The following is a 26,744-nucleotide window of genomic DNA, read 5'->3' as shown; positions in this document are numbered from 1 at the left end:
CCTTGATCAATCTGCCGGGAGTCGACTATGGCGCAAGCCAATCAGCATGGCGGCAACGTACTGGACATGGCGTTAGCCTTCGGCATGGATGAAACCTCGATTGTCGATTTCAGCGCCAATATCAACCCGCTCGGCATGCCCGCCAGCCTCAAGCGGGCGCTTAACGCTCAGTGGTCGCTGGCGGAACGTTATCCCGACCCGCTCTATCGCCGGCTGCACGCCAGGCTTGCCGCGCAGCATGGTTGCCCGGCGTCCTGGGTTCTGGCGGGCAACGGCGCCACCGAGCTGATTTACGATCTGGCGTTCCTGCTGCGCGGCAAAACCGTGCTGCTGCTGACGCCGGGGTTTGCCGAATACCGTCTCGCCCTGGAGGGTATGGATTGCCGCATCAGAGAGTACCCCCTGGCGGAGCAAGACGATTTTCGCCCCGACCGGCGTCTGCTGGCGGCACTGCGCCCCGGCATCGACTGCCTGTTTCTTTGCTCGCCCAATAATCCCACCGGCCAGCTGATTGAACCCGATCTGATGCAGGACATCGCCCTACGCTGCCGCGAAATGGCGATCACGCTGGTGGTGGATGAGGCGTTTATGGATTTCATCGCCGACGGCGTCAGTATGGTTGACAGCCTTGCCAATTTTCCTAACGTGTTTGTCCTGCGTTCGCTGACCAAATTTTATGCCATACCCGGCCTGCGTCTGGGCTATATGGTCAGCAGCGATGGTCAGGCGGTGGCGCGGCTGCGCGAACGGCGCCCCCCCTGGACCCTGAACGCCTTTGCCGCGCTGGCCGGTGAAGTGGTCCTGGATGATGTGGGTTATCAGCGGGATTCATGGCACTGGCTGCGACGGCAGCAGGCATACCTGTTCACGGGCCTTAACGCCCTGCCCGCGCTCAAGGTCTGGCGGCCGGCGGCCAATTATATTTTTTTCCGCTGCCTACGCCCCGGCCTTGATTTGCAGGCGTTACTGTTGCCGCGGGGCTTGCTTATCCGCAGTTGCGCCAATTACCCCGGACTGTCCGCCGATTATTACCGCGTGGCCATCAAGGGAGCGGCGGATAACCGCCGCTTGCTCGACGCCATGGGCAGCGTGCTTGCCCATGGATAAAGAACGCTGCCGGGCAGCCAAGGCGAGCCGTTTGCCCATAGGCATGCGTTGCCGCCCCGCTACGGCGGCTTACCCGCCGTGGAGCGCCTATGGCTGAGGCACGCTGCCCCGCCTCCTGCGGCGAGCTACTGCAGGGCTGGATTCTCGGCGGAGAAAAATTGGTGTCCTGCCCCATCGACTGGTACAGCGAGGTGGAGGTGCGCGCGGGGCGGCCCATGGCGGAGGAGCGCCCGCTCAGCCGGCGCATGCTCGATCAGGTTATCGATCATTTTGGCTTTGATCCCGCCGACGTACCGCCGCTGCGCATTGATTGCCGTTCCACCATTCCCATCGCCAAGGGATTGGCAAGCAGCACCGCCGACATTGCCGCCACGGCGGTGGCCACCGCCCGCTGGTTCGGGCGGGAACTGGATGAAATCACCCTGGCGCGGCTGTGCCTGCGGCTGGAACCCACCGACAGCACGGTATTCAGGGCGCTGACGCTGTTTGACCATCGCCATGGCGCCTGCCATGTTTCCCAGCAATGGCTGCCTAAGCTCGATATTCTTATTTTGGAAAGTCCGCAAACGCTGACCACCTGCGCCTGTCACCGGCGCATCGGCGATAACGATCTGCGCGCCCAGGAGGAACAGCTCAACGGCGCCTGGATGCTGTTCAGGCAAAGTTGCGCGCAACACTCGCCCCGCCTGCTGGGAGAGGCGGCCACGCTCAGCGCCAGGGCGCGCAATTCGCTGCTGCCTAAACCGGGGTTCGACAAGCTGCTGCGCATTGTGGAACAGCAGGATATCTACGGCCTGAACGTCGCCCACAGCGGCACCGTGGTCGGCCTGCTGCTCGACGCGAGCCGACATGACACAGACCGGCTGATGGCCGCCCTGGCGGAAACCGGCCTGTTGCGCCACTACACCCGCCAGCATATTACGCGCGTGGTAGCGGGCGGCGTGCGATAGTCATGGCAAAAAACAATATGCCCTATTAAGCAATTGACTACGCTGAGGCTGGTAATATACTTACTATTACTCGGTAGCCAACTTCAATTTTTTCTTGAAAAAATTGTCTACTCTATTTTTTGCAAAAAAATTTACTCTTTGCTCATGCCCTCAGTCTGTTAGACATAGCAAGGCATTGCTGGCAATGCAAAAAACCCCATGTCATATTATGCAATTGACATTACCAGATTAAATAGTACATTTATTTAGTGTCTTGATATATTATTTGGTTAACCTTATTAATTGAATATTTTATTAGCAACGGATCGGGCTTCCATTCATTATGGTATAAATTAAAAATACAGTGATCTGAAAACAGAAAAATACAGTCAATATTCGGGAACTTTAAAGAGTTAGATGGTTTTAAATACAGGATGATAATATCATTGGCATTGTTTAATGGTAACGAGGTCATTTCACACCTTTGGATCATCTTTGAACGTGGCGCTTATAAAAATTAATCATATTTCTGTTTTTATTCAACGTAAAATTTATTTTTTCTTATTGCTTGATTATTAATTTACTTGTTAGTAACGATTGACATATTACTTTAGCCTATATTTCCGCTTGCGTAAAACTGTATATATAATTATTACGAGGAATTTAAAATGACCAATTCATTTGTAAACAATTCGTCGTGTTCGGGAAATTACCCGCCCCCGCCGTATTATCCACCGCATCAGCACTGCGAGCCGCCGCGTCCGCCGTATTATCCGCCGCATCAGCATTGTGAGCCGCCGCGCCCACCCTATTATCCACCGCGTCCGCCGTATTATCCGCCGCATCAGCACTGCGAGCCGCCGCGTCCGCCCTATTACCCACCGCGTCCGCCGTATTATCCACCGCATCAGCACTGCGAGCCGCCGCGTCCACCCTATTACCCACCGCGTCCGCCGTATTATCCGCCGCATCAGCAGTGCGAGCCGCCGCGTCCGCCCTATTACCCACCGCGTCCGCCGCATTATCCGCCGCATCAGCACTGCGAGCCGCCGCGTCCGCCCTATTACCCACCGCGTCCGCCGTATTATCCGCCGCATCAGCATTGCGAGCCGCCGCGTCCACCCTATTATCCACCGCGGCCGTATGACGAGCGCCCCAAGTATTAACTCGCCGATAACCATGTCACTTTCTGCTGCCTGTTTAACGGGCAGCAAACCTGTCACAATAAGGCGCGAATTTTCTCTCCATTCAACAATCGTCCGGCTTCATCAAGTCTATAGCGACGACCGTCCGGAATGATGGCAATATTTTTTAACAAGCATTCGCTATACACATGCTACAATCCGACTTTTTGGCATTGACTATAATGACGACCAGAATTTCAAATAGTAAAATTAGAGGGTTTCATAATGACAAATCCCATTTCTGCTTGCGACACTTCCCCCGTTTTGGCCCGGCCGGCTGCACCCGAAAACCTTAATTTAGCCATTCTCACCGCTACCACCGCCGTTATAACCTGGAACGCCGGACCGGGCGGCGCACCTGTTGCCTATTATCGCGCATTGCACACGGGTTTACCCGGTGGCTGGGTCGCGGCGTCACGCGGTAACGAGACGTTTATGTCTATCAAATCGTTATCGCCGAATAGCCGCCATGATTTTTATATTTTCGCGGTAGGCTTCGATGAAATATACAGCCTGGCGTCGGAACCTATAAACTGTATCACACCAGAAGAAGTTTATTCATGGCCGCCCGACGCACCCGCCGAGGATAAGATTTCCTGATTGTCAGGCCAAGGCTGGGTGGCCATTACCTCAGTGCCTGGGTGGACATGATGCGATCTATTTTTGCAATCCTTTCGCCGTCCCAGATAAATTCATAATGCGCGCTCTGTTGCACGCTTTTCACCCCTTTCGGGGTAAAAAGACCCCAGCAGACCGCGCCCGGCCGGCGAACCGAACGATAGCGCAGCGCGCTACAGCCAGTGGCCTTTATAGATCGGCCCAACCCCCGGGCAGCGCTATAGCTGAGCGGATCGTAAACCGGGTCGGAAAACGGCAAGGCCAATGCGTCAAGGGCGGGCGCGGGGTCGAAGATAAACACCAGGCTGCGCATCACCAGGCGATCATATTTAAGTCCTTCGATAAACTGCCAGTAGCGTTCCTGGTGATAGGTCACCTCAGCCAGGGCGGTGGCCATCTCATCGGCAAGATACATCATGCCGAACGTGCCGTCGGAAAAACGGCTGCCCTGCGGATTGACATGGGTAAACGGCGCTACCGCGTAGGAACATCCCGCAATGCCGAAAGGGATTTCCCCCGCGGCCAAATACGCCAGGTCGCCGGTTTCATTTTTCAGCCTGGGGTTGGTTAATGCCTGCAGCGTATAAAGGATGTCGAATTCTGACTCGTCGGCCACGTCCTCAAATAACGCAATCGGCGGATATTTGGAATTGATCAGCCGGTAGCCGCGCTGTTGCGCGATCTCCAAGGCGGGCAAGCCGGGCGTGTCCATGATTACCATTGACCCCCCCGCAGCGCGTCCAGCTGTTTATGGACTTCGTATAAGGTGCCGAAGTGGCCGGTGCTTAACATATCCAGCGGTCTGCGCCCGTTAAAGTAAGGATTATGGTTGTTCAGCGACATAAAACCATACACATTTTCGGGGTTCTCAAATAGCGTGCGCAGCGAGGCATGGATATTCAGCAGGTAGCTCAGCCGTTCCAACTGATCGTTGGTCAGCAGTGCGGCGGCCGGATCCTTCCTGAATTTATAATAGGACGCTTTTGATATCTGCAAAATGGACTGCGCCTGTTCAGGGCTGGCTCCCCATTTATCAAGAATGGCCATGACCGTTTTAAGCCCGACGGCGGCGGCGTGTCTTTTGTCTTCGTGAAGCGGTAGTTTTTGCGGCAAAGACATGGCGGTGTCCTCCGTTATCATCTTGGTATCAGTATGGACTAATTAATACAATTAGTCTACTTAAAGACAATTGGGCGGTTTAAAAAAACAGATCGGGCATGATCTTCAGCGATGAGGTCAGGTCATAAGGGAACACCTCTTTATTGCGGTACATAAACCTGAGGGTGCCGAGCGAGGCGGTATAGGTTATTTCGTTCTTCGAGGCCACATTCAAAATGGTGCAGGGCACCGTGCTGATATGCGATGCCAGGGTATTTTGTCTCACCAGCCGGATATGATCGAGCTGGAACACCGGGCTTGTCCCCGCGTACTTCAGACTGCAGATTGTGGAAAGATATTCCAGCCGTTTGATGGCCGCATCATAATTTTTACCGGCCGCGAGCGCCAACATAATCATGTTAAGCATGGCGATAAATTCGTCGTATATTTGTCTTATCACCTGTTTCTGGATTTTATAGGTGGCGATAGCCAGCACCTCGGAGCGCTTGCCCATGCTATCCCTACTGCTCCGGCCTGAATAATTCTCCACGGCGCGGATAAAATCGACGGTATGATAGCGCTGTCCCCGATCAGCGCCAGACGTGGCAATCGATTTTTTTTTGTAATATTCGCCGAGGGTGGTATTTCTGGTCCAGAACCGGAGTGATTGTTTCAACCCCCGCCTCTGGGGCTTGACCGGTTGGGGAAAAAGAGCGATTTTGGCGTTTTTTTGTTGTTTTAATAGCCGCAAATTCCGCTGGTAATCTCCCTGGGATAAAATAAAGGTACTGATTTGTTTTCCCTGCTTCACCGTCTGGTAACCGTGGAAGCGATCTACGGCATTTTTGATGTCTTTGCTGAGCGCCTCTATTTTTTCGCCAACAGGTTGGGGCAACATTTTCGAAAACCCGGAAATCACGTATTTCAGCTCGTTGGCTATCAGGTTAAATGCCGGTTCCGTTTCCTGCTGCCCTCCCTTTGCAACCTCGCCTGTCTGCAATGACACCAGCGGGTCTGACTCGATTTTCAACGTGGTGCCGTCCAAGCGGAAATATCTCGCCAGGACATTGCGGGTGGCGGGCAGCGTTTGCTTTAACTCCTCGGTTAAGGGTAACGGAAAACACAGCAGAGTATTGTTCGGGGTGCTGACCATGGCAATAGGCATGATTTTACTCTCCTGGTAGCAATACAGGGAGAGGGAAAAATAATTTTGCTGCAGGTTAACCTGCCTGTTATGGTCGGGGGTAGTGGATGAATAAGTGACTACCTCATCAGTTTGCTTATTGATATCAAAAAAATTCACCGAGCCGCCTATTCCGGAACCGGTGCGCGGCAACACCAGAAAGGTCTCGGGATTGGCCATGAAGCCTACCTGGGCACGCAGCTCGCTTTTGGCTTCCAACAACAAGGTGGCCCCCATGCTGGCGCCGGATTTTTTTACCGCCTGCCGGGTTAATATACCGATATCCTCACCTGCGTTTCCTGGATTGAATAAGGCGTCGAGCATCACGTCCATATACTGCCAAGGAACATCGACGCTGACATTTATTTCGGTGTCTTTATTGGTTACCAGAATGGCATTGGCCTCGAAGGGCAGAAATGTTGCAAAATCAATGTTATTGTAACGTATCAGTTTACAATTATCCTCCAGGCCTTGACCTGTACCAAAAATTGAAATAAATGTCTTATAATTAATTTTATTATAATTGAATCTTATGTTTCCTTGGGCGTTTTTAGTCAGCGTTAAGGCTTTTCCCCGACTGAAGCGGGCCATAAAGCCGGCAAAAAAACCTGGCATAAAGGGCGGGCCGGCCACGGCTAACCCTATAAAAAACGAAGCATCAAACGATTTATTCAGTGATATGGAATCGTTTTCTTCCAGCAGTGATAACGTGTGTTTTATCTTGGCGATGATCTGGGGCTTGAGGTTAAGGTAAGCTGAGGCTGAAGCATATAATTGATTCATTCTGTCATTGTTTACAAATCTACTTATTTCGCCAAACTCCCCGGTCAATTCATGAGGCGGTGTTTGTGGCGCTTCCGTGCGCTGGGTAGGCTTTAGTTTTCTGGCGATCGGGCGCGCCAGGATCTGTATACAGGGATCGACCGCTTGCACCGCCGCAATGACGGCACGGCGCCTATCTCCGAGGTATTGGAATGTTCGGGCGCGCTGTATATTTACCCTGTAATTATCAATGGTTTTTGACAGTAATGGGATCCATCGGCTGCTGAATTTGTCCCAGCGCCTGCCGGCAAAAGGCTGGCCTGAATAAACTCGTTCATAAGAATCGGTTCCCGAACCTGAATAAAAATTTTGCGGCGGTTTCTGGCTTAAATGCCTGATACGGGCATTTACGGTATCCACATGCTTGGGATTCACATAATAAATATTTATCAGGCCGTTGTGTTCGACGGTGAGCTTGGCCATATTGAGTATTTTTGCAACGGATAAGATTTTTGCCGAACGGGATAAGGGTAAACTGAGTTTTGTTTCATGCTTTTCCGGTTCCTGACCCTCACCCGGCCCGGTGGATGTCACAAGATAAAGCGTGCCTTGTTTAAATGCCAATTCAACCGTAGCCTGCTCATGGATGTTAAAACGCAGGTCCTCCGGCATCCACGACTGTTGCGGCAGTTTCACCAATGAAACGGTTATGCTAAAAGCAGTGTCGCAACCCGTATCGCCGTCCAGCGTGGTCGCCGTTCCGTCCGTGCCCAATCTTATTTTATAATAATCATCTTTGTCTTTTTTTTTCGCAATCAGGTGACCTTTATCATTGATGGTTAATCGATCAAATCGAAGATCGCCGTACTCACCGAAATCGATCCTGGCAATATAAAATTTTTTTGTGCCCTGAACCTTCTGCCAGTAGCTCTTGATAAAGTCTTTTTGTTTTCCCTTTACCAGCAACAACCGGTCTTCCCGATCAAGGGTTATGCCCTGCTGCAAAAAAAAACCATCGCGCAGTGAACCGCTATAAACATACTCAGAGGCATTAAACGCATAATCCGCGCCGACAAGATGATAGTCCAGTTTGCTTTTTATTTGCACGATTTCAGGCTCATCGCCTACATCGGATAACGCTTGAGTGCGGCGCAGCATGAATGTCGACAGGGCTGGCGCTGTTTCCTTTCTGTCGTCTAGGGTATTAAGGGCGTCGGGAACCGATGCGTACCGTAATGATAATTTTTCACCGCTGTTCCTGGCGTTTTGAAAATTACGTCGTAATATCGAATTTTTGGATAAGCAAAACTTGATGGCGAATGAATCGGATATATTTTCAGCAGTGTTGGTATAACAAGGATACTTTTCTTCTGCAAATTTCATAAACCTCCCCATGTTAAATATTATTATTAGTCGACTATATTATTCCTGCAAGGAAAAATTATATTGACCGCATTAGCGTTTGTGCGGGTAATTATCGACGTTTAGATTTTAATGGGCTAATGAAAAAAATTGATCAGTGTCTCACTCTTTAGTTAAATTTTGCCTTCAGCGCCGGCATGGCGAACTCCCGGCGGCAAATAAGCTCCGGTAGAGTCAGTGAAAAGGTGATAAAGGCGTAGCGGTATTTACGCGCGCAAAAACAGCGGCCTTGAGTGACGCCGCTGGTGGCGCGATATATACCGCACACCCGCTATTGGGGACTTAACCTGGCCGGGTGGCGACGATAAACAGGCGCGGGAACGCCAGCAATACCGTGCCATCGGCGCGCGCCGGATAAGCGCTAACCAGCGCCTGGCGATAGCGCTCGATAAACGAGGACTGCAGCGTGGCGTCCAGCCGTTCAAGGAAGGGACGCAGGCCGGTGGCGCGCAGCCATTCCACAATTGCCCCCACCGACGGCATGACATGAAAATAGGTGGTGCGCCAGATATCCACGGCCACGGCTTCGGGCGCCAGTAAATCATAATACTGCTGCGCGCGTAATATCCTCACTCTTATGCCCGCCGCCTCGCCGATATACTGGCGCCAGGGCATTTCCTGGGCGATGCGCCGCATTTCGCCGTGGCTCGGCTCGTCGCGGTTATCCGGCATCTGCACCGCCAGGCAGCCGCCCGGCGCCGTGAGGGAAAACAGCCGGGGAAACAGGGTTTCATGATCCGCAACCCATTGCAGCGACGCGTTGGCATAAATAATATCCTGGGCCGCGGCCGGCCGCCAGGCGGTGATATCCTCCTGGCTGAACCGGCAGTGCGGCAGGCGCGCCCGCGCGTCGTCGAGCATGGCGGCCGAGCTGTCGATACCGGTTACCGCCGCCTGCGCGAAGCGCTCATGCAGCCCCTGGGTGGAATTGCCCGGGCCGCAGCCGAGATCCGTGATGCGCGCAGGCGCCGTCAGCGGAATACGTGACAGCAGCTCCAGCGCCGGGCGGGTGCGTTCCGCTTCAAATTGGCGGTAAAGCGTGGGATTCCAATCTGGCATGTCTTTGTCCTCTTTAATTAACGCCCCCGGCGGGCAAAGCGCTCGCGATTCTCGCCGCGGGCAATGTCGGATTTTTTCAGCGCCACGTAGCAGGCGCCCGTGCCGCCGTGATAAGCCTGCGCGCAGCAAAACGCCTGCACCTGATCGAACTGCGCCAGCCAACGCGCCACGAAGCTGCGCACAATATTGGCGTGGCTGTGGTTATTGCGCCCTTTCCCGTGAATAATCAACAGCGTGCGCGCACCCTGGCGGCGCATGCGCAGTATAAAGTCAAACAGTTCCCTGCGGCAGCTTTCCACCGGCGAGCGCGTCAGGTTCAGGCTGGCCTCGATGGCGTAATGGCCGGCGCTCAGCTTATCCAGCACGCCTTGCTGTATGCCGTCCCGCTTGTAACTCAGGGGAAAATCGAGGGGGATCACCTCATGCAGGGCGGTGATGAGAAAATTTTCGGCGACGTCCTCGTCGGGCCGACGGTTCGTCGCCGCGGGCTTATGCCGCAAAAAAACCACCCCGGCCGGATCCTTTAGCGGTTTGACATCGTCCATGGCCTCTTTAAACAACTCTTCATCATTACAGGTCATTGTTGTCACTCGCGCTTGTCGGGGCGATGCCGCTATCGCCCTTGTGTTAACCAGCCATGGATCAGAGGGCCGCGAAGGCGCGGCCGATCACCCTGGCCGACGCGGCGTACGCCCGTTGCTCATCCTGGGTCAGCGCCACCGGCAACGCGCGCCCGATGCCCCCGACGCCGACGATGGCGGGTTGACCGATATACACCCCTTCCCGTTCATCCCACGCCGACACCGGGAAGACGGTGTCGGCGCCGGACAATACCGCGTCGACCAGCCGCGCCGTGGCGGTGCCGATGCCGAAACTGGTCCAGCCCTTGCCCAGCAGTATGTCCCAGCCGCCCGCGCGCACCTGGTCTTTCATTGCCGGCAGATCGGGTTGTTTATCGCCGTCCCATTCGCTGACCAGCCGTCCGCCGATACGCACGGTGCTCCAGGCGACAAATTGGGATTCACCGTGTTCGCCCATCACGTAGCCGCTGACGCTTTTGGGGTCCACCCCGAAAAACTCGCCGACCACCCGTTTCATGCGCGCGGTGTCGAGCGACGTGCCGGTGCCGAACACCCTGGACGCCGGCAGGCCGCTTTCCCGCTGGATGACGGCGGCGATGACATCGCAGGGGTTGGTGATGCTGATGATGACCCCGTTAAACCCGCTCGCCATAATCAGCGGCACCACCTGCTTGACCGTGGCGCTGGTTTCAAGCAGTTCCTCCATCCGATCCTCGCGCAGCAGCGTCGTCGGCCCGATCGCCATCACCACTATCCGCGCCCGCCGCAGCGCGGCATAATCATTAACGAGGATATTTACCCTGGAGGGCACCAGTGACGCCATATCACGCAGTTCCAGGCCCTGGCTGCGCGCCTTGGCCTCATTATTGTCGATTAACACAATTTCGTCGCACAGCCCCTGGGTCACCAGGGAAAATGCCGTATCGGCGCCCACATGGCCCGCGCCGATAATGCCCACCGTCCGTCCCATACTGTTATCCCCTGATGTTAAAGGTGTTTCACCCGCATATTTTTTTACCTTACACCTTTTAAAATGCAAAACCCACCGGCAAAATGCCCCGTGCCCAAGAGATATTTTAGCTAAATGTGCACCAGTGTCGCTGGACACTTTATCATCGACACCAATTGGTGGTAAAATTGACCCAAATCAAGTAATGCATGAGCGGCGAGATATGATCATTCAGGAAAAGCGTATTATCAGACGAATCCAGTCTGGCGGTTGTGCGATCCACTGTCAGGATTGTAGTATCAGCCAATTATGTATTCCTTTTACGCTCAATGAACACGAGCTTGACCAGTTGGACAATATCATTGAGCGCAAGAAACCCATCCAGAAAGGCCAGGCGCTGTTCAAGGCCGGCGATGAATTGAAGTCGCTTTACGCCATCCGCTCCGGTACCATCAAAAGCTATACCATCACCGAACAGGGCGACGAGCAGATTACCGGCTTCCACCTGGCGGGCGACCTGGTGGGCTTTGACGCCATCGGCGCCGGCCAGCATCCAAGCTTTGCCCAGGCGCTTGAAACCTCCATGGTGTGTGAAATCCCCTTCGAAACCCTTGACGATTTATCCGGCAAAATGCCCAACCTGCGCCAGCAGATGATGCGCCTGATGAGCGGTGAGATTAAGGGCGATCAGGACATGATCCTGCTGCTGTCCAAAAAGAACGCCGAGGAACGCCTGGCGGCTTTTGTCTACAATCTGTCGCGCCGTTTTGCCCAGCGCGGTTTTTCACCCCGTGAGTTTCGCCTGACCATGACCCGGGGCGACATCGGCAACTATCTTGGACTGACCGTCGAGACCATCAGCCGACTGTTGGGCCGTTTCCAGAAAAGCGGCATGCTGGCGGTAAAAGGCAAATACATAACCATCGAAGACGGCGAAGCCTTGTCGGAGCTGGCCGGCACGCCGCAAAAAGTGAGTTGATACAAGACGGATAACCCCCGGCCGGGGACATAATTCTCATTTTATCGATCCGGCTTCACTTCTCTTCTGTCCGTGTTTGTTGCAATGAGTTACTCTTCTCCTATTCTGTGGCATTGCAGAAAAGAGGAGTCTTCAAATGGCCAAGTATCGCAACCTGTTAGTCGCAATCGATCCTAACCAGGATGATCAGCCCGCCCTTCGCCGGGCCGTGTATCTGGTGCATCAGTTGGGGGGGTCCATTAAAGCCTTCCTGCCCATCTACGATTTTTCCTACGAAATGACCACCCTGCTCTCGCCTGACGAGCGCACCGCAATGCGCCAGGGCGTTATCAGCCAGCGTACCGCCTGGATAGAGGAACAGTGCCAGCATTACCTGAGCAGCGGCGTGCCCATCGATATCAAGGTGGTGTGGCATAACCGTCCGTTTGAAGCCATCATCCAGGAAGTCATCGCCCACAAACACGACCTGGTGCTGAAAATGGCCCACCAGCACGATCGTTTTGAATCCGTGATATTTACCCCCACCGACTGGCATCTGCTGCGCAAATGTCCCTGCCCGGTGTGGATGGTCAAGGATCAACCCTGGCCGGAAGGCGGCAAAGCGCTGGTGGCGGTCAATCTTTCCGGCGAAGAACCCTATCACGACCCATTGAATATCAAGCTGGTCACCGAGACCCTGGCGCTGGCGAAGCAGGTTAACCAGACCGAGGTCCATTTGGTGGGCGCCTACCCGGTTACGCCCATCAATATCGCCATAGAACTGCCGGATTTTGATCCCAGCGTTTATAACGACGCCATTCGCGGCCAACATCTGATCGCAATGAAAAGCCTGCGCCAGAAATTCCAGCTGGATGAAAAATTCACCCATGTGGAAAAAGGCCTGCCGGAGGAAGTTATCCCCGATTTGGCCGAGCATCTGGACGCCGGAGTGGTGGTGCTGGGCAGCATCGGCCGCACCGGGTTTTCCGCCGCGTTTATCGGCAATACCACCGAATTGGTGATCGACCATCTGAAATGCGATTTGCTGGCGATTAAACCGGATGATTATGTCTCGCCGGTGACGCTTGAGGGCGGCGATAAGTACGAATAATAGAGGCCTTGTCGGCTTATGCCGGCTCGGCGTGGTTTTCGTTTGCCGTGCGTTCGGTGGTTGTAGGTAGCGCCGGGTGCCGGCAAGCGGCCAGAAGGGGCGCACATGCGCCCCTTCTGAACTCACCGCACGTGACCAATCACCTTATAACGCGCGCAAAATCGCCTCGACGCTGGCTTTGGCGTCGCCAAACAGCATCTGGGTGTTTTCCTTGAAGAAAAGCGGGTTTTGCACGCCGGCGTAGCCGGTGTTCATGGACCGTTTGAACACGATAACGTTCTGCGCTTTCCACACTTCCAGCACCGGCATGCCGGCAATCGGACTGTGCGGATCTTCCTGCGCCGCCGGGTTAACGGTATCGTTGGCGCCGATGACCAGCACGGTGTCGGTGCTGGCGAAATCATCGTTGATCTCATCCATTTCCAGCACCACGTCGTAAGGCACCTTGGCCTCGGCCAGCAGCACATTCATATGACCGGGCAAACGTCCCGCCACCGGATGAATGCCGAAACGCACCTTGACGCCGCGGGCAATCAGTTTGGCCGTAATGTCTTCCACCGGATACTGCGCCTGAGCCACCGCCATGCCGTAGCCAGGGGTGATGATAACGGTACTGGAATTCTTTAACAGTTCGGCCACGTCTTCCGCCGTGGTCTCGCGATATTCCCCCATCTCGGTTTCTTCGCCGGAGCCTGCGCCGTCGGTGCCGAAACCGCCGGCAATCACGCTGAGGAATGAACGGTTCATGGCTTTACACATGATATAAGACAGAATCGCCCCCGAGGAGCCCACCAGCGCGCCGGTCACGATCAGCAAATCGTTGCTGAGCATAAAACCCGCCGCCGCCGCCGCCCATCCCGAGTAGGAATTGAGCATCGACACCACCACCGGCATATCGGCGCCGCCGATGGAAGACACCAGGTGCCAGCCGAACACCAGTGCGATAATGACCATCAACAGCAGCGCGATGGATTGCAGGGCGACGCTGCCGGTCTTGACGAACATCACCAGCAACAGAAACGACACCACCAGGGCGGCCAGGTTCATATGATGACGATACGGCAACATCAGCGGACGCGAGGAAATTTTGCCGCGCAGTTTACCAAACGCCACGATTGAACCGGTAAAGGTCACGGCACCGATAAAGACGCCTAAAAACACTTCGGTCAAATGGATATTTTCCATTACCGGGTTGATGATGTCGCCATGGTCGAGATAGCTGTTAAAACCCACCAGCACCGCGGCCAGGCCGACGAAGCTGTGCAGGATTGCCACCAGTTCGGGCATTTCGGTCATTTCGACCTTGCGCGCCAGATAAACGCCGATGCTGCCGCCTATCACCATGGCGACGATGATCCAGCCGATATTGCCGGCATGGGGGCCAAAAATGGTGGCGATAAGCGCAATCGCCATTCCGCATACCCCAAACAGATTGCCCTGCCTTGAGCTTTCGTGTTTGGACAACCCCGCCAGGCTGAAAATAAATAAAATAGCGGCAACTATATACGCCGCCGTCACTAATCCTTCAGACATGGGTTTACCCCTTAATTTTTACGGAACATTTTCAGCATGCGCTGAGTCACGGTGAAACCACCGAAAATATTGATACTGGCAATCAGCACGGCAATAAAGGAAAGAAAAGAAACCCATCCGCCATGGCCGATTTGCAGCAGCGCACCAACAACGATAATCCCCGAGATGGCGTTGGTTACCGACATCAGCGGGGTATGCAACGCGTGACTCACGTTCCAGACGACGTAATAACCCACAATACAGGCCAGGGCAAACACGGTGAAATGCGACAGGAAATCACGCGGCGCCACATTGGCCAGCCAGCCGAACAAAATAATCGCCAGCGCGATCAGTGCGTATTTCAGGGCCGGCGAACCGGGTTTGGCGGCCGGTTTCGGCAGCGGCGCGGCGGCGGCCTGCTGCGGCTGGGCGGACACCTGAATAGGCGGAGCCGGCCAGGTCAGTTCGCCGTCCTTGACGACCGTCACGCCACGAATCACCGTATCGTCGAAGTCCACCAGGATCTCGCCGTTTTTTTCTTTACACAACAGTTTCAGCAGGTTGACAAGGTTAGTGCCGTAGAGCTGGGAGGACTGGGTCGGCAAACGGCTCGGCAGATCGGTATAACCGATTATCCGCACGCCGTTGTCGGTGACGGTGATGGTATCAGCCACGGTCAGTTCGCAGTTGCCGCCGGTTTGCGCGGCCAGATCGACAATCACGCTGCCCGGCTTCATCGAAGCCACCATCTCCCTGGTGATAAGCTTCGGCGCCGGCCGGCCGGGGATCAGCGCGGTAGTGACGATAATATCAACATCCTGCGCCTGGGCGGCGAACAGCGCCATTTCGGCTTTGATAAACGCCTCGGACATCACCTTGGCATAACCATCGCCGCTGCCCGCCACTTCCTCAAAATCCAGTTCAAGGAATTCCGCGCCCATGCTCTGGACCTGCTCCTTGACTTCGGGCCGGGTATCGAAGGCGCGCACGATGGCGCCCATGCTGCCCGCCGCGCCGATGGCGGCAAGCCCGGCGACGCCCGCGCCGATAATCATCACCTTGGCCGGGGGTACCTTACCCGCCGCCGTAATCTGGCCGGTGAAGAAGCGGCCAAATTCATGCGCGGCCTCCACTATCGCGCGATAGCCGGCGATATTGGCCATGGAGCTCAGGGCATCAAGAGACTGCGCACGCGAAATACGCGGCACCGAATCCATCGCCATCGCGGTGATATTGCGGCTGCTGAGTTTTTCCAGCAGCGTCGGGTTCTGTGCCGGCCAGATAAAACTGACCAGCGTACCGCCCTGTTTGATCAACGGGATTTCGTCATCCAACGGCGCATTTACCTTGAGGATGATATCGGACTGCCAGACATCGGCGGTATCCGTAACAGAGGCGCCGACCGCCAGAAAGGCCGCGTCTTCGAAACTGGCCAGTTTGCCGGCGCCGCTTTCAATCGCCACGGTAAAACCCAGCTTGAGCAGTTGCTCAACCGTTTTAGGCGTTGCGGCAACGCGGGCCTCATTGGCCAGGCGTTCTTTTGGTACACCAATACGCATAGCTTTCCCTTTTTAAACTGTTTTTTTAAAGATAACCGTCATCCTGACCCAAAAGTCAAATCTGTCATACGGTAGACCCTGGGATCACCCTACAATAGCCACACAACAACCTACTTAAAATAGTTTCACTGGTCTATATTTTGTGCTGGCAAACAGCATTTTCGCATAAAAATGACGTACTGTTTGCCCCTGCTCAAGTAATTGTTATGCACAGTGACATAAATTGCTGAGACACTCACCATTATTACATGCCATAATCGCCAGCTAATCTGTTATACATCAACAGTTCAGCATGTTTAGCCTGAAAGCGTTTGTCGAAAGGATTGTTTATGAAGCTGAAGAACACATTTTTGGTCTCTGCATTACTCACATTGACCGCCTTATCCGCGCAGGCAGCCCAAGAGCTGACGCCGGAAAAAGCCGCCAGTCTGCAGCCGTTTGACAGGATTACCATTACCGGACGGTTTAACGCCATCGGCGACGCCGCCGACGAAATTTCACGCCGCGCCGACGCCAAGGGTGCCTATGCCTATTATATCCAGGGCATTAACGACGCCAATAACAGCGGCAACTGGCGCGTCACCGCGGACCTGTACCATAAGGACGCCCCTGCCGCCTCGCAGGAAACAAAATACCGTTATTTCAATGGGGTGAAAGAGCTGCCGCGCCAGGAGGCCAACCTGCTGGAGCCTTATGATACGGTCAGCGTCAAAGGTTTTTTCCATAGCCAGCCCGATATCAACGATGCAATTTCCAAAGCCGCCCAGGCCAAGGGAGCGGCATCCTTTTATATCGTTCGCCAGATCGACGCCAACGAAGGCGGCAATCAGTATGTTACCGCCTATGTCTATAAAGCCGACGCCGCCAAACGCGTAGTGCAAAGCCCGGACGCCATCCCGGCCGATTCGCAGGCGGGTAAAGCCGCCCTGGCCGCCGGCGGCGCCGCCGCCGCCAAGGTGGAAATCCCGGGGGTGGCCTCTTCCGAGTCGCCAAGCCGTACCGTAGGCCGTTTCTATGAAACCCAGTCCACCACCGGCGGCCGTTACACCGTAACGCTGCCCGACGGCACCAAGGTGCAGGAAGTCAACAAGATCACCGCCGCGCAAATGGTGCCTTTCGACTCGGTGACCTTCACCGGGCACTACAACAGCTCCACCGACGTGGCGCATGAAGTCGCCCGCCTCGGCGCGAAAAAAGGCGCCAAGTACTATCACATCACCCGCCAATGGGAACAGAACCAGAGCGGCGGCAACCTGACCGTCAGCGCCGATTTGTTCAAATAGCACACCGGCTCATCCGATCGCAGACGTTGGGCGGGGCGATGGGCGGGGAAAATGAAGCGCGACAAGGTGGGCAAGGAAACTTGCCCATTTTTATTGAGGGCAATAGGCGGCGGGGTTTTCACTTGACAGCGGCAGCTCCACGGACAGGCGCTCGTCATGCTGATTGAGCAGCAGCCGCTCGCCGAACTCCCGCTGGATTACGCCGAGCTGCGCGCTATCGAGCGAATACGGCAAGGTGATATCAAACTGCCCGATACCCTGCTGTTGCGCCAGGGCAATCAGCCTGATGACATTGGTTTCATCATTGACCTGGGTGGAGAGTACCTGCAGCGCCAGGGCTTTCAGCAACTCCTGCCGCGTATTGACAGACCGCTGCGGGGTTTTGGTGACGATGCCGAAAATAGGCATTACGCCATAAATCGCGTCGATGAAACTCCAGCGTTTTTTGCAACTTGCCGACAGGTAATTCGTATAATCAAAGCAGAGTTTTTCGCCTTGACCGGCAGTGGCAAGCAGATGATTAGCCATCTAGCCTGTTCCTCTCGTGACCAACCGAAGTTGGATGCCCATGATCGAAAAAGTGGCGATAACTATAGCATATCGGGATCAATAATAGGCGAATGAGCGCCGGTAAAAACCATTAACGCTTATCCGATAGCGCAACATCGATACAGGCGGTATGCTCATGGCGGCAACCGATGACCCTTCCCTTTTTTCAAGCAGATTATTGGCGTTATGAACACGATCGTTTTTGTTGAAGATGATACCGAGGTCGGCAACCTGATAGCAGCGTGGTTAAGTAAACACGACTTCGAGGTGACCATAGAACCCCGCGGCGACCGGGCGCAGGAGGTGATAACCCGCCTTAATCCCGATCTGGTGCTGCTGGATATCCTTTTGCCCGGCAAGGACGGCATGACCATTTGCCGCGATCTACGCCCGGTATACAACGGTCCGATCGTGCTGTTGACCTCCCTGGACAGCGATATGAATCATATCCTGGCCCTGGAGATGGGGGCGAACGACTATATTCTAAAAACGACGCCGCCGGCGGTTCTGTTGGCGCGCCTGCGCCTGCACCTGCGACAGAACCCACTGATCCCGCGCCCCGCCGCCCAGACGCCGGCCGCGTCCGGCAGCGTTTTGCACTTCGGCCTGCTGAGCATCGACCTGATTAATCGCGAGGTCATTTTGGGCGCGGAGACCATCCTGCTGTCGACCTCGGATTTTGAGCTGTTATGGGAACTTGCCACCCATGCCGGCCATATTATGGATCGCGAGGCTCTGCTGAAGACGCTGCGCGGCGTAAGTTATGATGGACTGGACCGCAGTATCGACGTGGCCATTTCCCGTTTGCGTAAAAAACTTTATGATAACGCGCTGGAACCGTTCCGCATCAAAACCGTGCGCAACAAAGGCTACCTGTTCGCGCCGAATGCCTGGGAGAAGACCGGGTCATGAGGAAACTGTTCATTCAATTCTACCTGCTGCTGTTCGTCTGCTTCCTGGTCATGACCTTACTGGTCGGACTGGTATATAAGGTGACGGCCGAACGCGCCGGCAGGAAGTCGATGGACGACCTGATGAAAAGCTCGATTTATTTGATGCGCAACGAACTGCGGGCCACCCCGCCGCGCGATTGGAATAAAACCATCAACAAGCTGGACCTGAACCTGTCGTTCAAACTGCACATTGAACCGCTGAAAAAATACCAGTTGAATGCGCATGACGATCTGCGCCTCAAACGCGGCGAAATTGTCGCCCTGGACGATGAATACACCTTTATCCAGCGCATACCGCGCAGCAATTATGTGCTGGCCGTCGGCCCTATTCCCTATTTGTTTTTTATCCATGAAATGCGGTTATTGGATCTGGCGCTGCTGGTCTTTATCGGGCTGTCACTGGCGTTTCCGGTATTTATCTGGATGCGGCCGCACTGGCAAGACATGCTGAGGCTGGAAACGGCGGCCCAGCGGCTGGGGGCGGGGTTCCTGGATGAGCGCATTCATTTTGACAGCGCATCGAGCCTGCTGCGTCTCGGGGTGGCGTTTAACCAGATGGCGGACAATGTGAATACCTTGATTGCCAGTAAAAAACTGCTTATCGATAATATCGCCCATGAACTGCGCACGCCCTTGGTGCGGCTCCGCTATCGGCTGGCCATGAGTGAAGGCCTGTCCACCTCGGAGCAGGAACGTCTTAATCATGACGTCAGCCAGTTGGAAGGCTTGATAGACGAATTGTTAACCTTCGCCCGGCTGGACCGGCCGCAGGTCACGCTGAACCTGGCCCCGATGGACTTGCCGGGCTGGCTGACGGAAAAACTCAAGGATATCAGGTTATTGCACCCTGAACGAATAATCGGCCAGGAGATCGCCGCCCCCGGCAATTTCGGCCAGGTCGATGCGCGTTTAATGGAACGGGTCCTGGATAACCTGGTGAACAACGCCCTGCGTTATTGCCGTGAGGCGGTGATAGTCAGGCTCGGCATCGAAAAGGGCTTTGGTTTCCTGCAGGTTGACGACGATGGCCCGGGTATCCCCGAGGAAGAGCGCCAGCGGGTTTTCGAGCCTTTTGTCCGGCTCGATCCCAGCAGGGACCGCACCACCGGCGGCTGTGGGCTGGGGCTGGCGATCGTGCGCTCCATCGCCCTGGCGCACGAAGGCCAGGTCACGGTGAACGAAAGTCCATTAGGCGGAGCCAGCTTTTTATACCGCTGGCCGATAAAGCTGGGCACATCCGGCCCGCCGGCGCTTAAAAGCCCATTGTAGCCTGCCCGGCCTGCGTGATGACAGGCGGTCTCGGTTGCCGATGTGGGCGTGATAACCACCCGTATTGGATGTTGTAACTAAAATAGCGAGATCACCCTGGTACACCGGCGTTCCGCTCCGCCGTACATTAGGTTACACGCCGAAACCAAACACTCACGGACAACGCGGCGGTTAATCCCTATTGTAGCTTCACCGGCCCCGAATCGGGGTTGTAAATAGAAACCGCAATTCTGAGGATTTGACAATGAAAAAAGTACTTGCACTGGTTATTGCTGCCGCCATGGGATTGTCCACCGCTGCGTTTGCCGCTGACACGACGTCCACCACTACCGCTCCTGCAGCGACCACCACTACCACCACCACCGCCGCACCGGCTAAAACCACCACGACTACTCACAAGAAACACGTGAAGAAAGTGAAGAAAGCCGCCCCTGCGCAAACTGCCCAGGCCGCTAAAAAACACGTGAAGAAAGTCAAGAAAGCCGCCCCGGCGCAGACTGCCCAAGCCGCTAAAAAACACGTGAAAAAAGTGCAGCATAAGAAAGCCGCTCCGGCCGCTGCCGCTGCCACCACCACTCCAGCATCTTAAGATGCGCCGCGCCTGAACCGGCGGTATCGCCATTCAGGCCGGAGTTGGAAAGCCGGCTGTCAGAGCTGATGAAATAGTCATTTTAGCGCATTGTTATTGACTCACCGACACCCGGTTCGCCGGGTGTCGGTTTCTTAAGGTTTCGTCTATGCTGCGCCGCTATATGTATGAAATCATTCTTGGTTGCCTGATTATTTGCGCGGTGGTCAGCGCCTTCTTTTTTATTTAATCCCCCTCCCTTGCCGGTCGTCACCGTACTTTTCCCATCTACGGCGATTCGTTTTAGCGTGCTGAAACACAACGATTTTTCTCTATATATCCCGGGTTTTAAGCTATATTGAGAGAATATTTTTCATGGATGATATCAGCACTTATCATAAGGCAAGCTTGTTTATGCGTATTGTTCCGCTGTTGCTGTGGTGCCTGTTGCCCCTTTCTACCCTGAACGCCGCGTCGGCCGCGCTAAGCAAAGAGCAAAAAGCGCTGTTTTTCGGTCACGATCATCGCCAAGAGGTGAGCCAACCGGACGAGTGGCCATGGCAGGCTATCGGCCAGGTGGAGACCGCCAGCGGCAACCTGTGCACCGCCACCCTGATTTCCCCGCATTTGGCGTTGACCGCCGGTCATTGCGTGCTGACCGCGGGCGGCGTTATCGATAAAGCGGTGATGCTGCGTTTCGTGGCGGAAAACCAGCTCTGGCGTTATCAGACCAGCGCCATTGAAACCCTGGTGGATAAACAACTGGGGCAACGCCTGAAACCGTCCGGCGACGGCTGGATAGTGCCGCCGGACGCGGCCGCGTACGATTTCGCCCTGATTCGTCTGGCTAAAACCTTCAAGAAAATCAAACCGATGCCTCTATGGCAGGGCGACCACCAGGAACTGACCCTACAGCTCAAGCAGGTCAATCGCCAGGTAACCCAGGCCGGGTATCCCGAGGATCACCTGGATACGCTATATCGCCATCAGGATTGCCAGGTGACAGGCTGGGCGCAGGCGGAGGTTTTATCCCATCGCTGCAATACCCTGCCGGGCGACAGCGGTTCGCCGTTAATGCTGTATACCCTTACCGGCTGGCGCTTGATCGCCATTCAGAGTTCCGCCCCGCAGGGCAAGGACCGTTATCGGGCGGATAACCGCGCGCTGGCGGTTACCGCCATCCAGGACAAACTGTCGGCGCTTGCCGAATCGACCCGTCGCGGCAAACGCGATGGCGGCGCGACCACCCCGGCCGCACAAGCGGTCCCGGGCCATGGACCGCAAGACGCCCGGTTCGCGCATTAGGGCTGTATTTGCTCCATGGCCTGCAGAATGCGTTTTTCCGATACGGGATAAGGCGTGCCGAGCTGCTGGGCAAAATAGCTGACCCGCAGCTCCTCTATCATCCAGCGGATTTCCCGGACATCCTCATCCTCGCGCCGCAGCGGCGGCAGCTTATCCAGCCACTGCCGCCAGGTTTGCTGCACCTGTTCGACCTTTAACATCTGGGCGCGATCGCGATGCACGTCGTTGGCCAGTTTTTCCAGCCGCCTTTCCAGCGCCTGCAGATAACGCAGTGTGTCCGGCAACCGTTTCCAGCCGTTGCCGCTGACGAAACCGCGATACACCAGGCCGCCCAGCTGCGCCTTGATATCCGACAACGCCAGGGCCAGGCTGATATCCACCCGTCCTTTAAGCCGCTTGTTAATGGCGAACACCGCCGTCAGGATCTGCTCCACCTGCCCGGCAATTTCCACCACCGTCGGGTTCAGGTTGGCGCGAACGTATTCCTGCAGTCCGGCATACTCCTCTTCCCGCCATATCAATCCTCCGCGCTGCTCGATGAGCTTGTCGACGCCGCAGATGATGCAGTCGTCAATCAGTTCCATCACTTTGCCGAACGGGTTGAAATATAGCCCCAGCTTGGCTTTGTTCGGTAATTTTTCATGCAGATATTTTATCGGCGAGGGGATGTTGATCAGCAGCAGGCGCCGGATGCCCTGCCACATCGCCCGGCGCTGGTCGTGCTCGGTTTCAAACAGGCGGATAGCCACGCTGTCTTTTTCATCCACCAGCGCCGGATAGGCCTTGAGCGAATAACCGCCTCTTTTTTGCTCATAGCGTTCGGGCAAATCGCCGAAGCTCCACAGGTGCAAATCACGCTGCTCAAGGCCGTCGTCGGCCACGGCGGATAAAGTTTGCTGCACATTATCCTTGAGCTGTAGCTTAAGCGCGTCGAGATCGCGGCTTTCCCCCAGCGTCTTGCGTTTATCATCCACCACCCGGAACGAGACCTTCAGGTGATCGGGCACCTGGTCCCATTGCCAGGCGTCGCGATCGATGGCCACGCCGGCCATGCGCTTGAACTCGCGTTCCAGCGTATCCAGCAGCGGGCCGTCGGCGGGCGTGACCCGGCCGAGGAAGGCGTCGGCATAATTGGGCGCCGGGACAAAGTTACGGCGTAACGGTTTCGGTAGTGATTTAATCAGCGCAATGATCAGCTCCCGGCGTACGCCCGGGATCTGCCAGTCAAACCCGGCGGCGGTCACCTGGTTAAGCACCGGCAGCGGAATATGTACCGTGACGCCGTCGGCGTCGGCGCCCGGTTCGAACTGGTAGCTAAGCTTTAATTTCAAATTGCCCTGGTGCCAGACGTTAGGATAATCCAGGGCGCTTATCGCATCCGCGCCCGGATTAATCAGCATGCTTTTTTCAAAGTTAAGCCGATCGGGGTCCTGTTTGGCCGCGTCGCGCCACCAGGTGTCAAAATGCCGGGCCGACACCACGTCCGCGCCGATGCGCCGGTCGTAAAAGGCAAACAGCGTCTCGTCATCCACCAGGATATCGCGGCGGCGTGATTTATGCTCCAGTTCCTCCACTTCCGTCAGCAGCTTGCGGTTGGCATGGAAAAACGCATGGCGGGTCTGCCACTCGCCTTCCACCAGCGCAAAGCGGATAAACAGCTCGCGGCACAGCGCCGGGTCAATGGCGCTGTAATTGACCTTGCGGCCCGCCACGATGGGCAGCCCCAGCAAGGTGACTTTTTCCACCGCCATGACCGCGCCGGCCGCCTTTTCCCAATGCGGCTCGCTGTAGCTGCTTTTGACCAGGTGCGGGGCCAGCGGCTCAATCCATTCCGGGTCGATGCGCGCGGCAATCCGTCCCCACAGACGGGTGGTTTCCACCAGTTCGGCCACCATGGTCCATTTTGGCGGTTTTTTAAACAGGCCCGAACCGGGATAGATAGCGAACCGGGCGTTGCGCGCGCCGGTGTACTCCTGCTTTTCAGCATCTTTTTGCCCGATATGGGAAAGCAGTCCCGATAACAGGGCGCAGTGCAGGCCGCGATAGTCCGCGGGCTGGGTATTGACCGGCAGGCCAAGGGTTTTTACCGTCTGGCGCAGCTGGGTGTAGACGTCCTGCCATTCGCGTACCCGCAGGTAGCTGAGAAAATCAACCCGGCACTGGCGGCGGAACTGGCTGGAGGTCAGCGTCTTCTGCTGCTCCTGCATATAATCCCACAGATTGACGAAGGCGATGAAATCCGATTCCTTATCGGCAAAGCGGCGATGTTTTTCGTCGGAGGCTTGCTTTTTATCCATCGGCCGCTCGCGCGGATCCTGGATGGACAGCGCCGCGGCGATAACCATCACTTCGCGCACGCAGGCGTTGTTTCGCGCCTCGAGCACCATTCTGGCCAGCCTCGGGTCAAGCGGCAGTTGCGCCAGTTGGCGGCCCAACGGACTGAGGCGATAGCCGCGCTCGGATCCCTCCGCCAGCGCGCCCAGTTCCTCCAGTAAGCGCACGCCGTCCTGGATCTGCCGTTTGTCCGGCGCCTCCACAAACGGGAAGGCGGCGATATCTCCCAGGCCAAGCGCGGTCATCTGCAAAATGACCGAGGCCAGATGGGTGCGCAGAATTTCGGGATCGGTGAATTCCGGCCGCGACAGAAAGTCCTGCTCGGAATACAGCCGAATGCATATACCGTCGGAGGTACGGCCGCAGCGCCCTTTGCGTTGATTGGCGGACGCCTGGGATATCGCCTCGATGGGCAGCCGCTGCACTTTGGTGCGGAAACTGTAGCGGCTGATGCGCGCGGTGCCGGGATCGATGACATATTTTATGCCCGGCACGGTTAACGAGGTTTCCGCCACGTTGGTCGCCAGCACGATACGCCGGCCGCTGTGCGACTGGAACACCCGGTTCTGTTCGCTATTGGATAAGCGGGCGTAAAGCGGAAGCACCTCGGTATGGGGCAGGTTCAGCTTGTTCAGGCCGTCGGCGGTGTCGCGTATTTCCCGCTCGCCGCTCATAAAGATCAGGATATCCCCCGGCTTCTCGCGGCTTAACTCGTCCACCGCGTCAAAAATGGCCTGGGATACATCGCGATCGCCGTCGTCTTCCGTTTCCACCACCGGCCGATAGCGTACCTCAACCGGATAGGTGCGCCCGGAGACTTCGATAATCGGCGCGTTATTGAAATGGCGGGAAAAACGCTGCGGATCGATGGTCGCCGAAGTGATAATCACTTTTAAATCCGGGCGGCGCGGCAATAACTGATGCAGGTAACCGAGGATAAAATCAATATTCAGGCTGCGTTCGTGCGCTTCGTCGATAATCAGGGTGTCATACTGCAATAATTGCCGATCCTGCTGGATTTCCGCCAGCAGGATACCGTCGGTCATCAGCTTGACCAGGGTATTGTCGCTTATCTGATCGTTAAAACGGACCTTATAGCCCACCGCCCCGCCCAAAGGCACCGCCAGTTCCTGCGCGATACGATCGGCCACGCTGCGCGCCGCCAGGCGCCGGGGCTGGGTATGGCCGATAAGACCGGTAATGCCGCGCCCCAGCTCCAGGCAGATTTTCGGTATCTGGGTGGTCTTGCCGGAGCCGGTTTCGCCGGCGACGATCACCACCTGGTTATCGCGGATCGCCTGGAGAATATCCTGACGTTTCTGGCTGACCGGCAGGTTTTCCGGATACGTAATGGCCGGACGGGCGGCCAGGCGGTTCGCGGCCCGTTGCGCCGACGCCCGGATATCGGCGGCGATTTGCTCGGCGATGGCGGTTTGCGCCTCCGGACGGGCCTCTTTCCGCGCCCCCTGCAGGCGTCTTTGTAAAACTGTTTTATCGCGGATCATAACCGATTCCAGCGAAGCGGACAGTGCCGCCAGCGATGACTTCACGATACCTTTCCTTATACTGCGCCTTATACCACGGCCGGATACTGGCGCTGTTCCGGCCCGAAGGGAATGTGCTTATGGCATTAGTTTACCATATCCGCGCCGCCGGTTTAGCCGCCTTTCCCATCGTTCAGGAAATTCGAACAAACAACTCGAATTATTGCGCTATCACTGAGCGGGGTTAATCAATACAGTGTTTCTCAACGCCTGAGGGTTATCGACCTGTTGAATTATAAGGAACATCTAATGAGCAAAGTGTTAATTCTTAAATCAAGTATTCTGGCCACGTTTTCCCAATCCAATCAATTGGCCGATTTTTTTATCGAACAGTGGCGTGAAACCCATGGCGGCGACCAGATTACGCTGCGCGATCTGGCCGCCCAGCCGGTGCCGGTACTGGACGGCGAACTGGTCGGAGCCTTGCGCCCGGCTGACGCGACCCTGACGCCGCGTCAGCAGGAAGCGCTGGATTTATCCGATGAATTGATTAATGAACTGCAGGCCAACGATGTGATCGTGATTGCCGCGCCGATGTATAACTTTAACATCTCTACCCAGTTGAAGAACTATATCGACCTTATCGCCCGCGCCGGCGTAACCTTCCGCTATAGCGAGCAAGGCCCTGAAGGTCTGGTGAAAAACAAAAAAGCGGTGATCCTGACCACCCGCGGCGGCATCCATAAAGACACCCCGAGCGATCTGGTGACGTCTTACCTGCGCCTGATGCTGGGTTTCCTGGGTATCACCGACGTGCAATTCGTGTTTGCCGAAGGCGTGGCCTACGGTCCGGAAGTGGCCGGCAAGGCGCAGGAAGAGGCCAAAATCGCCATCAGCCAGTTTATCGCCGCCTGAGAGGGCGCTTGCCGGCGGCAGGCTTAATGTCGCCTCGGCAAGGGTTTCACCG

23 protein-coding genes are annotated in these 26,744 nt (G+C 55.7%); 12 read left to right on the top strand and 11 right to left on the bottom strand.

The window, feature by feature from the left end; translation table 11 throughout:
- The first annotated feature begins 27 nt into the window (after nucleotides 1-27).
- Nucleotides 28-1,107 carry a threonine-phosphate decarboxylase CobD gene (cobD, locus tag VGC33_RS03670; RefSeq protein WP_331119151.1) on the top strand — a complete coding sequence of 360 codons (1,080 nt, stop codon included), beginning with the start codon at nucleotides 28-30 and terminating at the stop codon, nucleotides 1,105-1,107.
- Between the two features lie 89 nt (nucleotides 1,108-1,196).
- Nucleotides 1,197-2,057: a GHMP family kinase ATP-binding protein gene (locus tag VGC33_RS03665; RefSeq protein WP_331119149.1), complete on the top strand. Its 861-nt coding sequence runs from the start codon at nucleotides 1,197-1,199 to the stop codon at nucleotides 2,055-2,057.
- A 656-nt stretch (nucleotides 2,058-2,713) separates the two neighbouring features.
- Here VGC33_RS03665 and VGC33_RS03660 read toward each other — a convergent pair.
- Entirely contained in the window at nucleotides 2,714-3,217 is a 504-nt protein-coding gene (locus VGC33_RS03660) for a hypothetical protein (RefSeq protein ID WP_331119147.1), read from the bottom strand.
- A 228-nt stretch (nucleotides 3,218-3,445) separates the two neighbouring features.
- On the opposite strand from VGC33_RS03660, the gene VGC33_RS03655 reads away from it, so the two are divergent.
- Nucleotides 3,446-3,820: a fibronectin type III domain-containing protein gene (locus VGC33_RS03655; RefSeq protein ID WP_331119145.1), complete on the top strand. Its 375-nt coding sequence runs from the start codon at nucleotides 3,446-3,448 to the stop codon at nucleotides 3,818-3,820.
- 25 nt (nucleotides 3,821-3,845) lie between these two features.
- Here VGC33_RS03655 and VGC33_RS03650 read toward each other — a convergent pair whose 3' ends face one another.
- The 6 genes from VGC33_RS03650 to VGC33_RS03625 all read right to left on the bottom strand — a co-directional run bounded on the left by VGC33_RS03650 (nucleotide 3,846) and on the right by VGC33_RS03625 (nucleotide 10,913).
- Nucleotides 3,846-4,559, bottom strand: coding sequence for an RES family NAD+ phosphorylase (locus VGC33_RS03650; protein ID WP_331119143.1), 714 nt, complete (start codon nucleotides 4,557-4,559; stop codon nucleotides 3,846-3,848).
- Entirely contained in the window at nucleotides 4,553-4,957 is a 405-nt protein-coding gene (locus VGC33_RS03645) for an antitoxin Xre-like helix-turn-helix domain-containing protein (protein WP_331119141.1), read from the bottom strand. The genes VGC33_RS03650 and VGC33_RS03645 overlap by 7 nt, the downstream gene beginning before the upstream one ends.
- A 79-nt stretch (nucleotides 4,958-5,036) precedes the next feature.
- Nucleotides 5,037-8,264, bottom strand: a complete 3,228-nt coding sequence (locus VGC33_RS03640; RefSeq protein WP_331119139.1) for a hypothetical protein — start codon at nucleotides 8,262-8,264, stop codon at nucleotides 5,037-5,039.
- 321 nt (nucleotides 8,265-8,585) lie between these two features.
- Nucleotides 8,586-9,362, bottom strand: coding sequence for a trans-aconitate 2-methyltransferase (tam, locus tag VGC33_RS03635; protein WP_331119137.1), 777 nt, complete (start codon nucleotides 9,360-9,362; stop codon nucleotides 8,586-8,588).
- 17 nt (nucleotides 9,363-9,379) lie between these two features.
- Nucleotides 9,380-9,943, bottom strand: a complete 564-nt coding sequence (smrA, locus tag VGC33_RS03630; protein WP_331119135.1) for a DNA endonuclease SmrA — start codon at nucleotides 9,941-9,943, stop codon at nucleotides 9,380-9,382.
- Nucleotides 9,944-10,004: 61 nt separating this feature from the next.
- Complete coding sequence (locus VGC33_RS03625) at nucleotides 10,005-10,913, bottom strand: L-lactate dehydrogenase (RefSeq protein ID WP_331119133.1); 909 nt, start codon at nucleotides 10,911-10,913, stop codon at nucleotides 10,005-10,007.
- Nucleotides 10,914-11,118: 205 nt separating this feature from the next.
- On the opposite strand from VGC33_RS03625, the gene fnr reads away from it, so the two are divergent.
- Both fnr and uspE read left to right on the top strand, forming a co-directional pair.
- Nucleotides 11,119-11,871: a fumarate/nitrate reduction transcriptional regulator Fnr gene (fnr, locus tag VGC33_RS03620; RefSeq protein ID WP_331119250.1), complete on the top strand. Its 753-nt coding sequence runs from the start codon at nucleotides 11,119-11,121 to the stop codon at nucleotides 11,869-11,871.
- 136 nt (nucleotides 11,872-12,007) lie between these two features.
- Nucleotides 12,008-12,961, top strand: coding sequence for a universal stress protein UspE (gene uspE / locus VGC33_RS03615; RefSeq protein ID WP_331119131.1), 954 nt, complete (start codon nucleotides 12,008-12,010; stop codon nucleotides 12,959-12,961).
- A 144-nt stretch (nucleotides 12,962-13,105) separates the two neighbouring features.
- On the opposite strand, the gene pntB is transcribed toward uspE, so the two are convergent.
- Together pntB and pntA are read right to left on the bottom strand one after the other, a co-directional pair.
- A complete protein-coding gene (gene pntB / locus VGC33_RS03610; protein ID WP_331119129.1) occupies nucleotides 13,106-14,494 on the bottom strand; it encodes a Re/Si-specific NAD(P)(+) transhydrogenase subunit beta in 1,389 nt (462 codons plus the stop codon).
- Between the two features lie 11 nt (nucleotides 14,495-14,505).
- A complete protein-coding gene (gene pntA / locus VGC33_RS03605) occupies nucleotides 14,506-16,032 on the bottom strand; it encodes a Re/Si-specific NAD(P)(+) transhydrogenase subunit alpha (protein WP_331119127.1) in 1,527 nt (508 codons plus the stop codon).
- A gap of 329 nt (nucleotides 16,033-16,361) precedes the next feature.
- Here pntA and ydgH point away from each other — a divergent pair, with 329 nt between their 5' ends.
- Nucleotides 16,362-17,315, top strand: coding sequence for a DUF1471 family protein YdgH (gene ydgH, locus VGC33_RS03600; protein ID WP_331119125.1), 954 nt, complete (start codon nucleotides 16,362-16,364; stop codon nucleotides 17,313-17,315).
- A gap of 90 nt (nucleotides 17,316-17,405) precedes the next feature.
- On the opposite strand, the gene VGC33_RS03595 is transcribed toward ydgH, so the two are convergent.
- The gene (locus tag VGC33_RS03595) at nucleotides 17,406-17,843 is read right to left on the bottom strand and encodes a hypothetical protein (RefSeq protein WP_331119123.1); all 438 of its coding nucleotides are present in this window, start codon (nucleotides 17,841-17,843) and stop codon (nucleotides 17,406-17,408) included.
- Between the two features lie 207 nt (nucleotides 17,844-18,050).
- Between VGC33_RS03595 and rstA the strand changes: the two genes are divergently transcribed.
- From rstA to VGC33_RS03575, 5 genes are all read left to right on the top strand, one after another.
- Nucleotides 18,051-18,776 carry a two-component system response regulator RstA gene (gene rstA / locus VGC33_RS03590; RefSeq protein ID WP_331119121.1) on the top strand — a complete coding sequence of 242 codons (726 nt, stop codon included), beginning with the start codon at nucleotides 18,051-18,053 and terminating at the stop codon, nucleotides 18,774-18,776.
- Nucleotides 18,773-20,086 (top strand): two-component system sensor histidine kinase RstB, encoded by a 1,314-nt coding sequence (rstB, locus tag VGC33_RS03585; RefSeq protein WP_331119119.1) that lies wholly within the window; start codon nucleotides 18,773-18,775, stop codon nucleotides 20,084-20,086. Before rstA ends, rstB begins: the two co-directional genes overlap by 4 nt.
- Before the next feature lie 244 nt (nucleotides 20,087-20,330).
- Entirely contained in the window at nucleotides 20,331-20,675 is a 345-nt protein-coding gene (gene asr, locus VGC33_RS03580; protein ID WP_331119117.1) for an acid resistance repetitive basic protein Asr, read from the top strand.
- 148 nt (nucleotides 20,676-20,823) lie between these two features.
- On the top strand, nucleotides 20,824-20,904 hold the full coding sequence (locus VGC33_RS23320) for a small membrane protein YdgU (protein ID WP_524535651.1): 81 nt from the start codon (nucleotides 20,824-20,826) through the stop codon (nucleotides 20,902-20,904).
- Between the two features lie 164 nt (nucleotides 20,905-21,068).
- Nucleotides 21,069-21,959 (top strand): trypsin-like serine peptidase, encoded by an 891-nt coding sequence (locus tag VGC33_RS03575; protein WP_331119115.1) that lies wholly within the window; start codon nucleotides 21,069-21,071, stop codon nucleotides 21,957-21,959.
- On the opposite strand, the gene hrpA is transcribed toward VGC33_RS03575, so the two are convergent.
- Nucleotides 21,956-25,843 (bottom strand): ATP-dependent RNA helicase HrpA, encoded by a 3,888-nt coding sequence (hrpA, locus tag VGC33_RS03570; protein WP_331119113.1) that lies wholly within the window; start codon nucleotides 25,841-25,843, stop codon nucleotides 21,956-21,958. The genes VGC33_RS03575 and hrpA overlap by 4 nt on opposite strands.
- 243 nt (nucleotides 25,844-26,086) lie before the next feature.
- Between hrpA and VGC33_RS03565 the strand changes: the two genes are divergently transcribed.
- The gene (locus VGC33_RS03565) at nucleotides 26,087-26,692 is read left to right on the top strand and encodes an FMN-dependent NADH-azoreductase (protein WP_331119111.1); all 606 of its coding nucleotides are present in this window, start codon (nucleotides 26,087-26,089) and stop codon (nucleotides 26,690-26,692) included.
- The last annotated feature ends 52 nt before the right edge of the window (nucleotides 26,693-26,744 follow it).

Source organism: Acerihabitans sp. (assembly GCF_036398755.1).
Classification (GTDB): Bacteria; Pseudomonadota; Gammaproteobacteria; order Enterobacterales; family Enterobacteriaceae; genus Acerihabitans.
Note: the sequence above shows the minus strand (reverse complement) of the source record. Positions and strands in the feature narration are given on the sequence as shown.

Excerpts from the sequence above, each read along its gene's own strand:
- asr (WP_331119117.1), top strand. The coding sequence starts at position 20,331 with ATGAAAAAAGTACTTGCACTGGTTATTGCTGCCGCCATGGGATTGTCC.
- VGC33_RS03645 (WP_331119141.1), bottom strand. The coding sequence starts at position 4,957 with ATGTCTTTGCCGCAAAAACTACCGCTTCACGAAGACAAAAGACACGCC.
- pntB (WP_331119129.1), bottom strand. The coding sequence starts at position 14,494 with ATGTCTGAAGGATTAGTGACGGCGGCGTATATAGTTGCCGCTATTTTA.
- rstA (WP_331119121.1), top strand. The coding sequence starts at position 18,051 with ATGAACACGATCGTTTTTGTTGAAGATGATACCGAGGTCGGCAACCTG.
- VGC33_RS03655 (WP_331119145.1), top strand. The coding sequence starts at position 3,446 with ATGACAAATCCCATTTCTGCTTGCGACACTTCCCCCGTTTTGGCCCGG.
- ydgH (WP_331119125.1), top strand. The coding sequence starts at position 16,362 with ATGAAGCTGAAGAACACATTTTTGGTCTCTGCATTACTCACATTGACC.
- VGC33_RS03595 (WP_331119123.1), bottom strand. The coding sequence starts at position 17,843 with ATGGCTAATCATCTGCTTGCCACTGCCGGTCAAGGCGAAAAACTCTGC.
- rstB (WP_331119119.1), top strand. The coding sequence starts at position 18,773 with ATGAGGAAACTGTTCATTCAATTCTACCTGCTGCTGTTCGTCTGCTTC.
- VGC33_RS03640 (WP_331119139.1), bottom strand. The coding sequence starts at position 8,264 with ATGAAATTTGCAGAAGAAAAGTATCCTTGTTATACCAACACTGCTGAA.
- cobD (WP_331119151.1), top strand. The coding sequence starts at position 28 with ATGGCGCAAGCCAATCAGCATGGCGGCAACGTACTGGACATGGCGTTA.
- VGC33_RS03575 (WP_331119115.1), top strand. The coding sequence starts at position 21,069 with ATGCGTATTGTTCCGCTGTTGCTGTGGTGCCTGTTGCCCCTTTCTACC.
- VGC33_RS03565 (WP_331119111.1), top strand. The coding sequence starts at position 26,087 with ATGAGCAAAGTGTTAATTCTTAAATCAAGTATTCTGGCCACGTTTTCC.
- VGC33_RS03625 (WP_331119133.1), bottom strand. The coding sequence starts at position 10,913 with ATGGGACGGACGGTGGGCATTATCGGCGCGGGCCATGTGGGCGCCGAT.
- VGC33_RS03665 (WP_331119149.1), top strand. The coding sequence starts at position 1,197 with ATGGCTGAGGCACGCTGCCCCGCCTCCTGCGGCGAGCTACTGCAGGGC.
- tam (WP_331119137.1), bottom strand. The coding sequence starts at position 9,362 with ATGCCAGATTGGAATCCCACGCTTTACCGCCAATTTGAAGCGGAACGC.
- VGC33_RS03660 (WP_331119147.1), bottom strand. The coding sequence starts at position 3,217 with ATGGTTATCGGCGAGTTAATACTTGGGGCGCTCGTCATACGGCCGCGG.
- pntA (WP_331119127.1), bottom strand. The coding sequence starts at position 16,032 with ATGCGTATTGGTGTACCAAAAGAACGCCTGGCCAATGAGGCCCGCGTT.
- uspE (WP_331119131.1), top strand. The coding sequence starts at position 12,008 with ATGGCCAAGTATCGCAACCTGTTAGTCGCAATCGATCCTAACCAGGAT.
- VGC33_RS23320 (WP_524535651.1), top strand. The coding sequence starts at position 20,824 with ATGCTGCGCCGCTATATGTATGAAATCATTCTTGGTTGCCTGATTATT.
- smrA (WP_331119135.1), bottom strand. The coding sequence starts at position 9,943 with ATGACCTGTAATGATGAAGAGTTGTTTAAAGAGGCCATGGACGATGTC.
- VGC33_RS03650 (WP_331119143.1), bottom strand. The coding sequence starts at position 4,559 with ATGGTAATCATGGACACGCCCGGCTTGCCCGCCTTGGAGATCGCGCAA.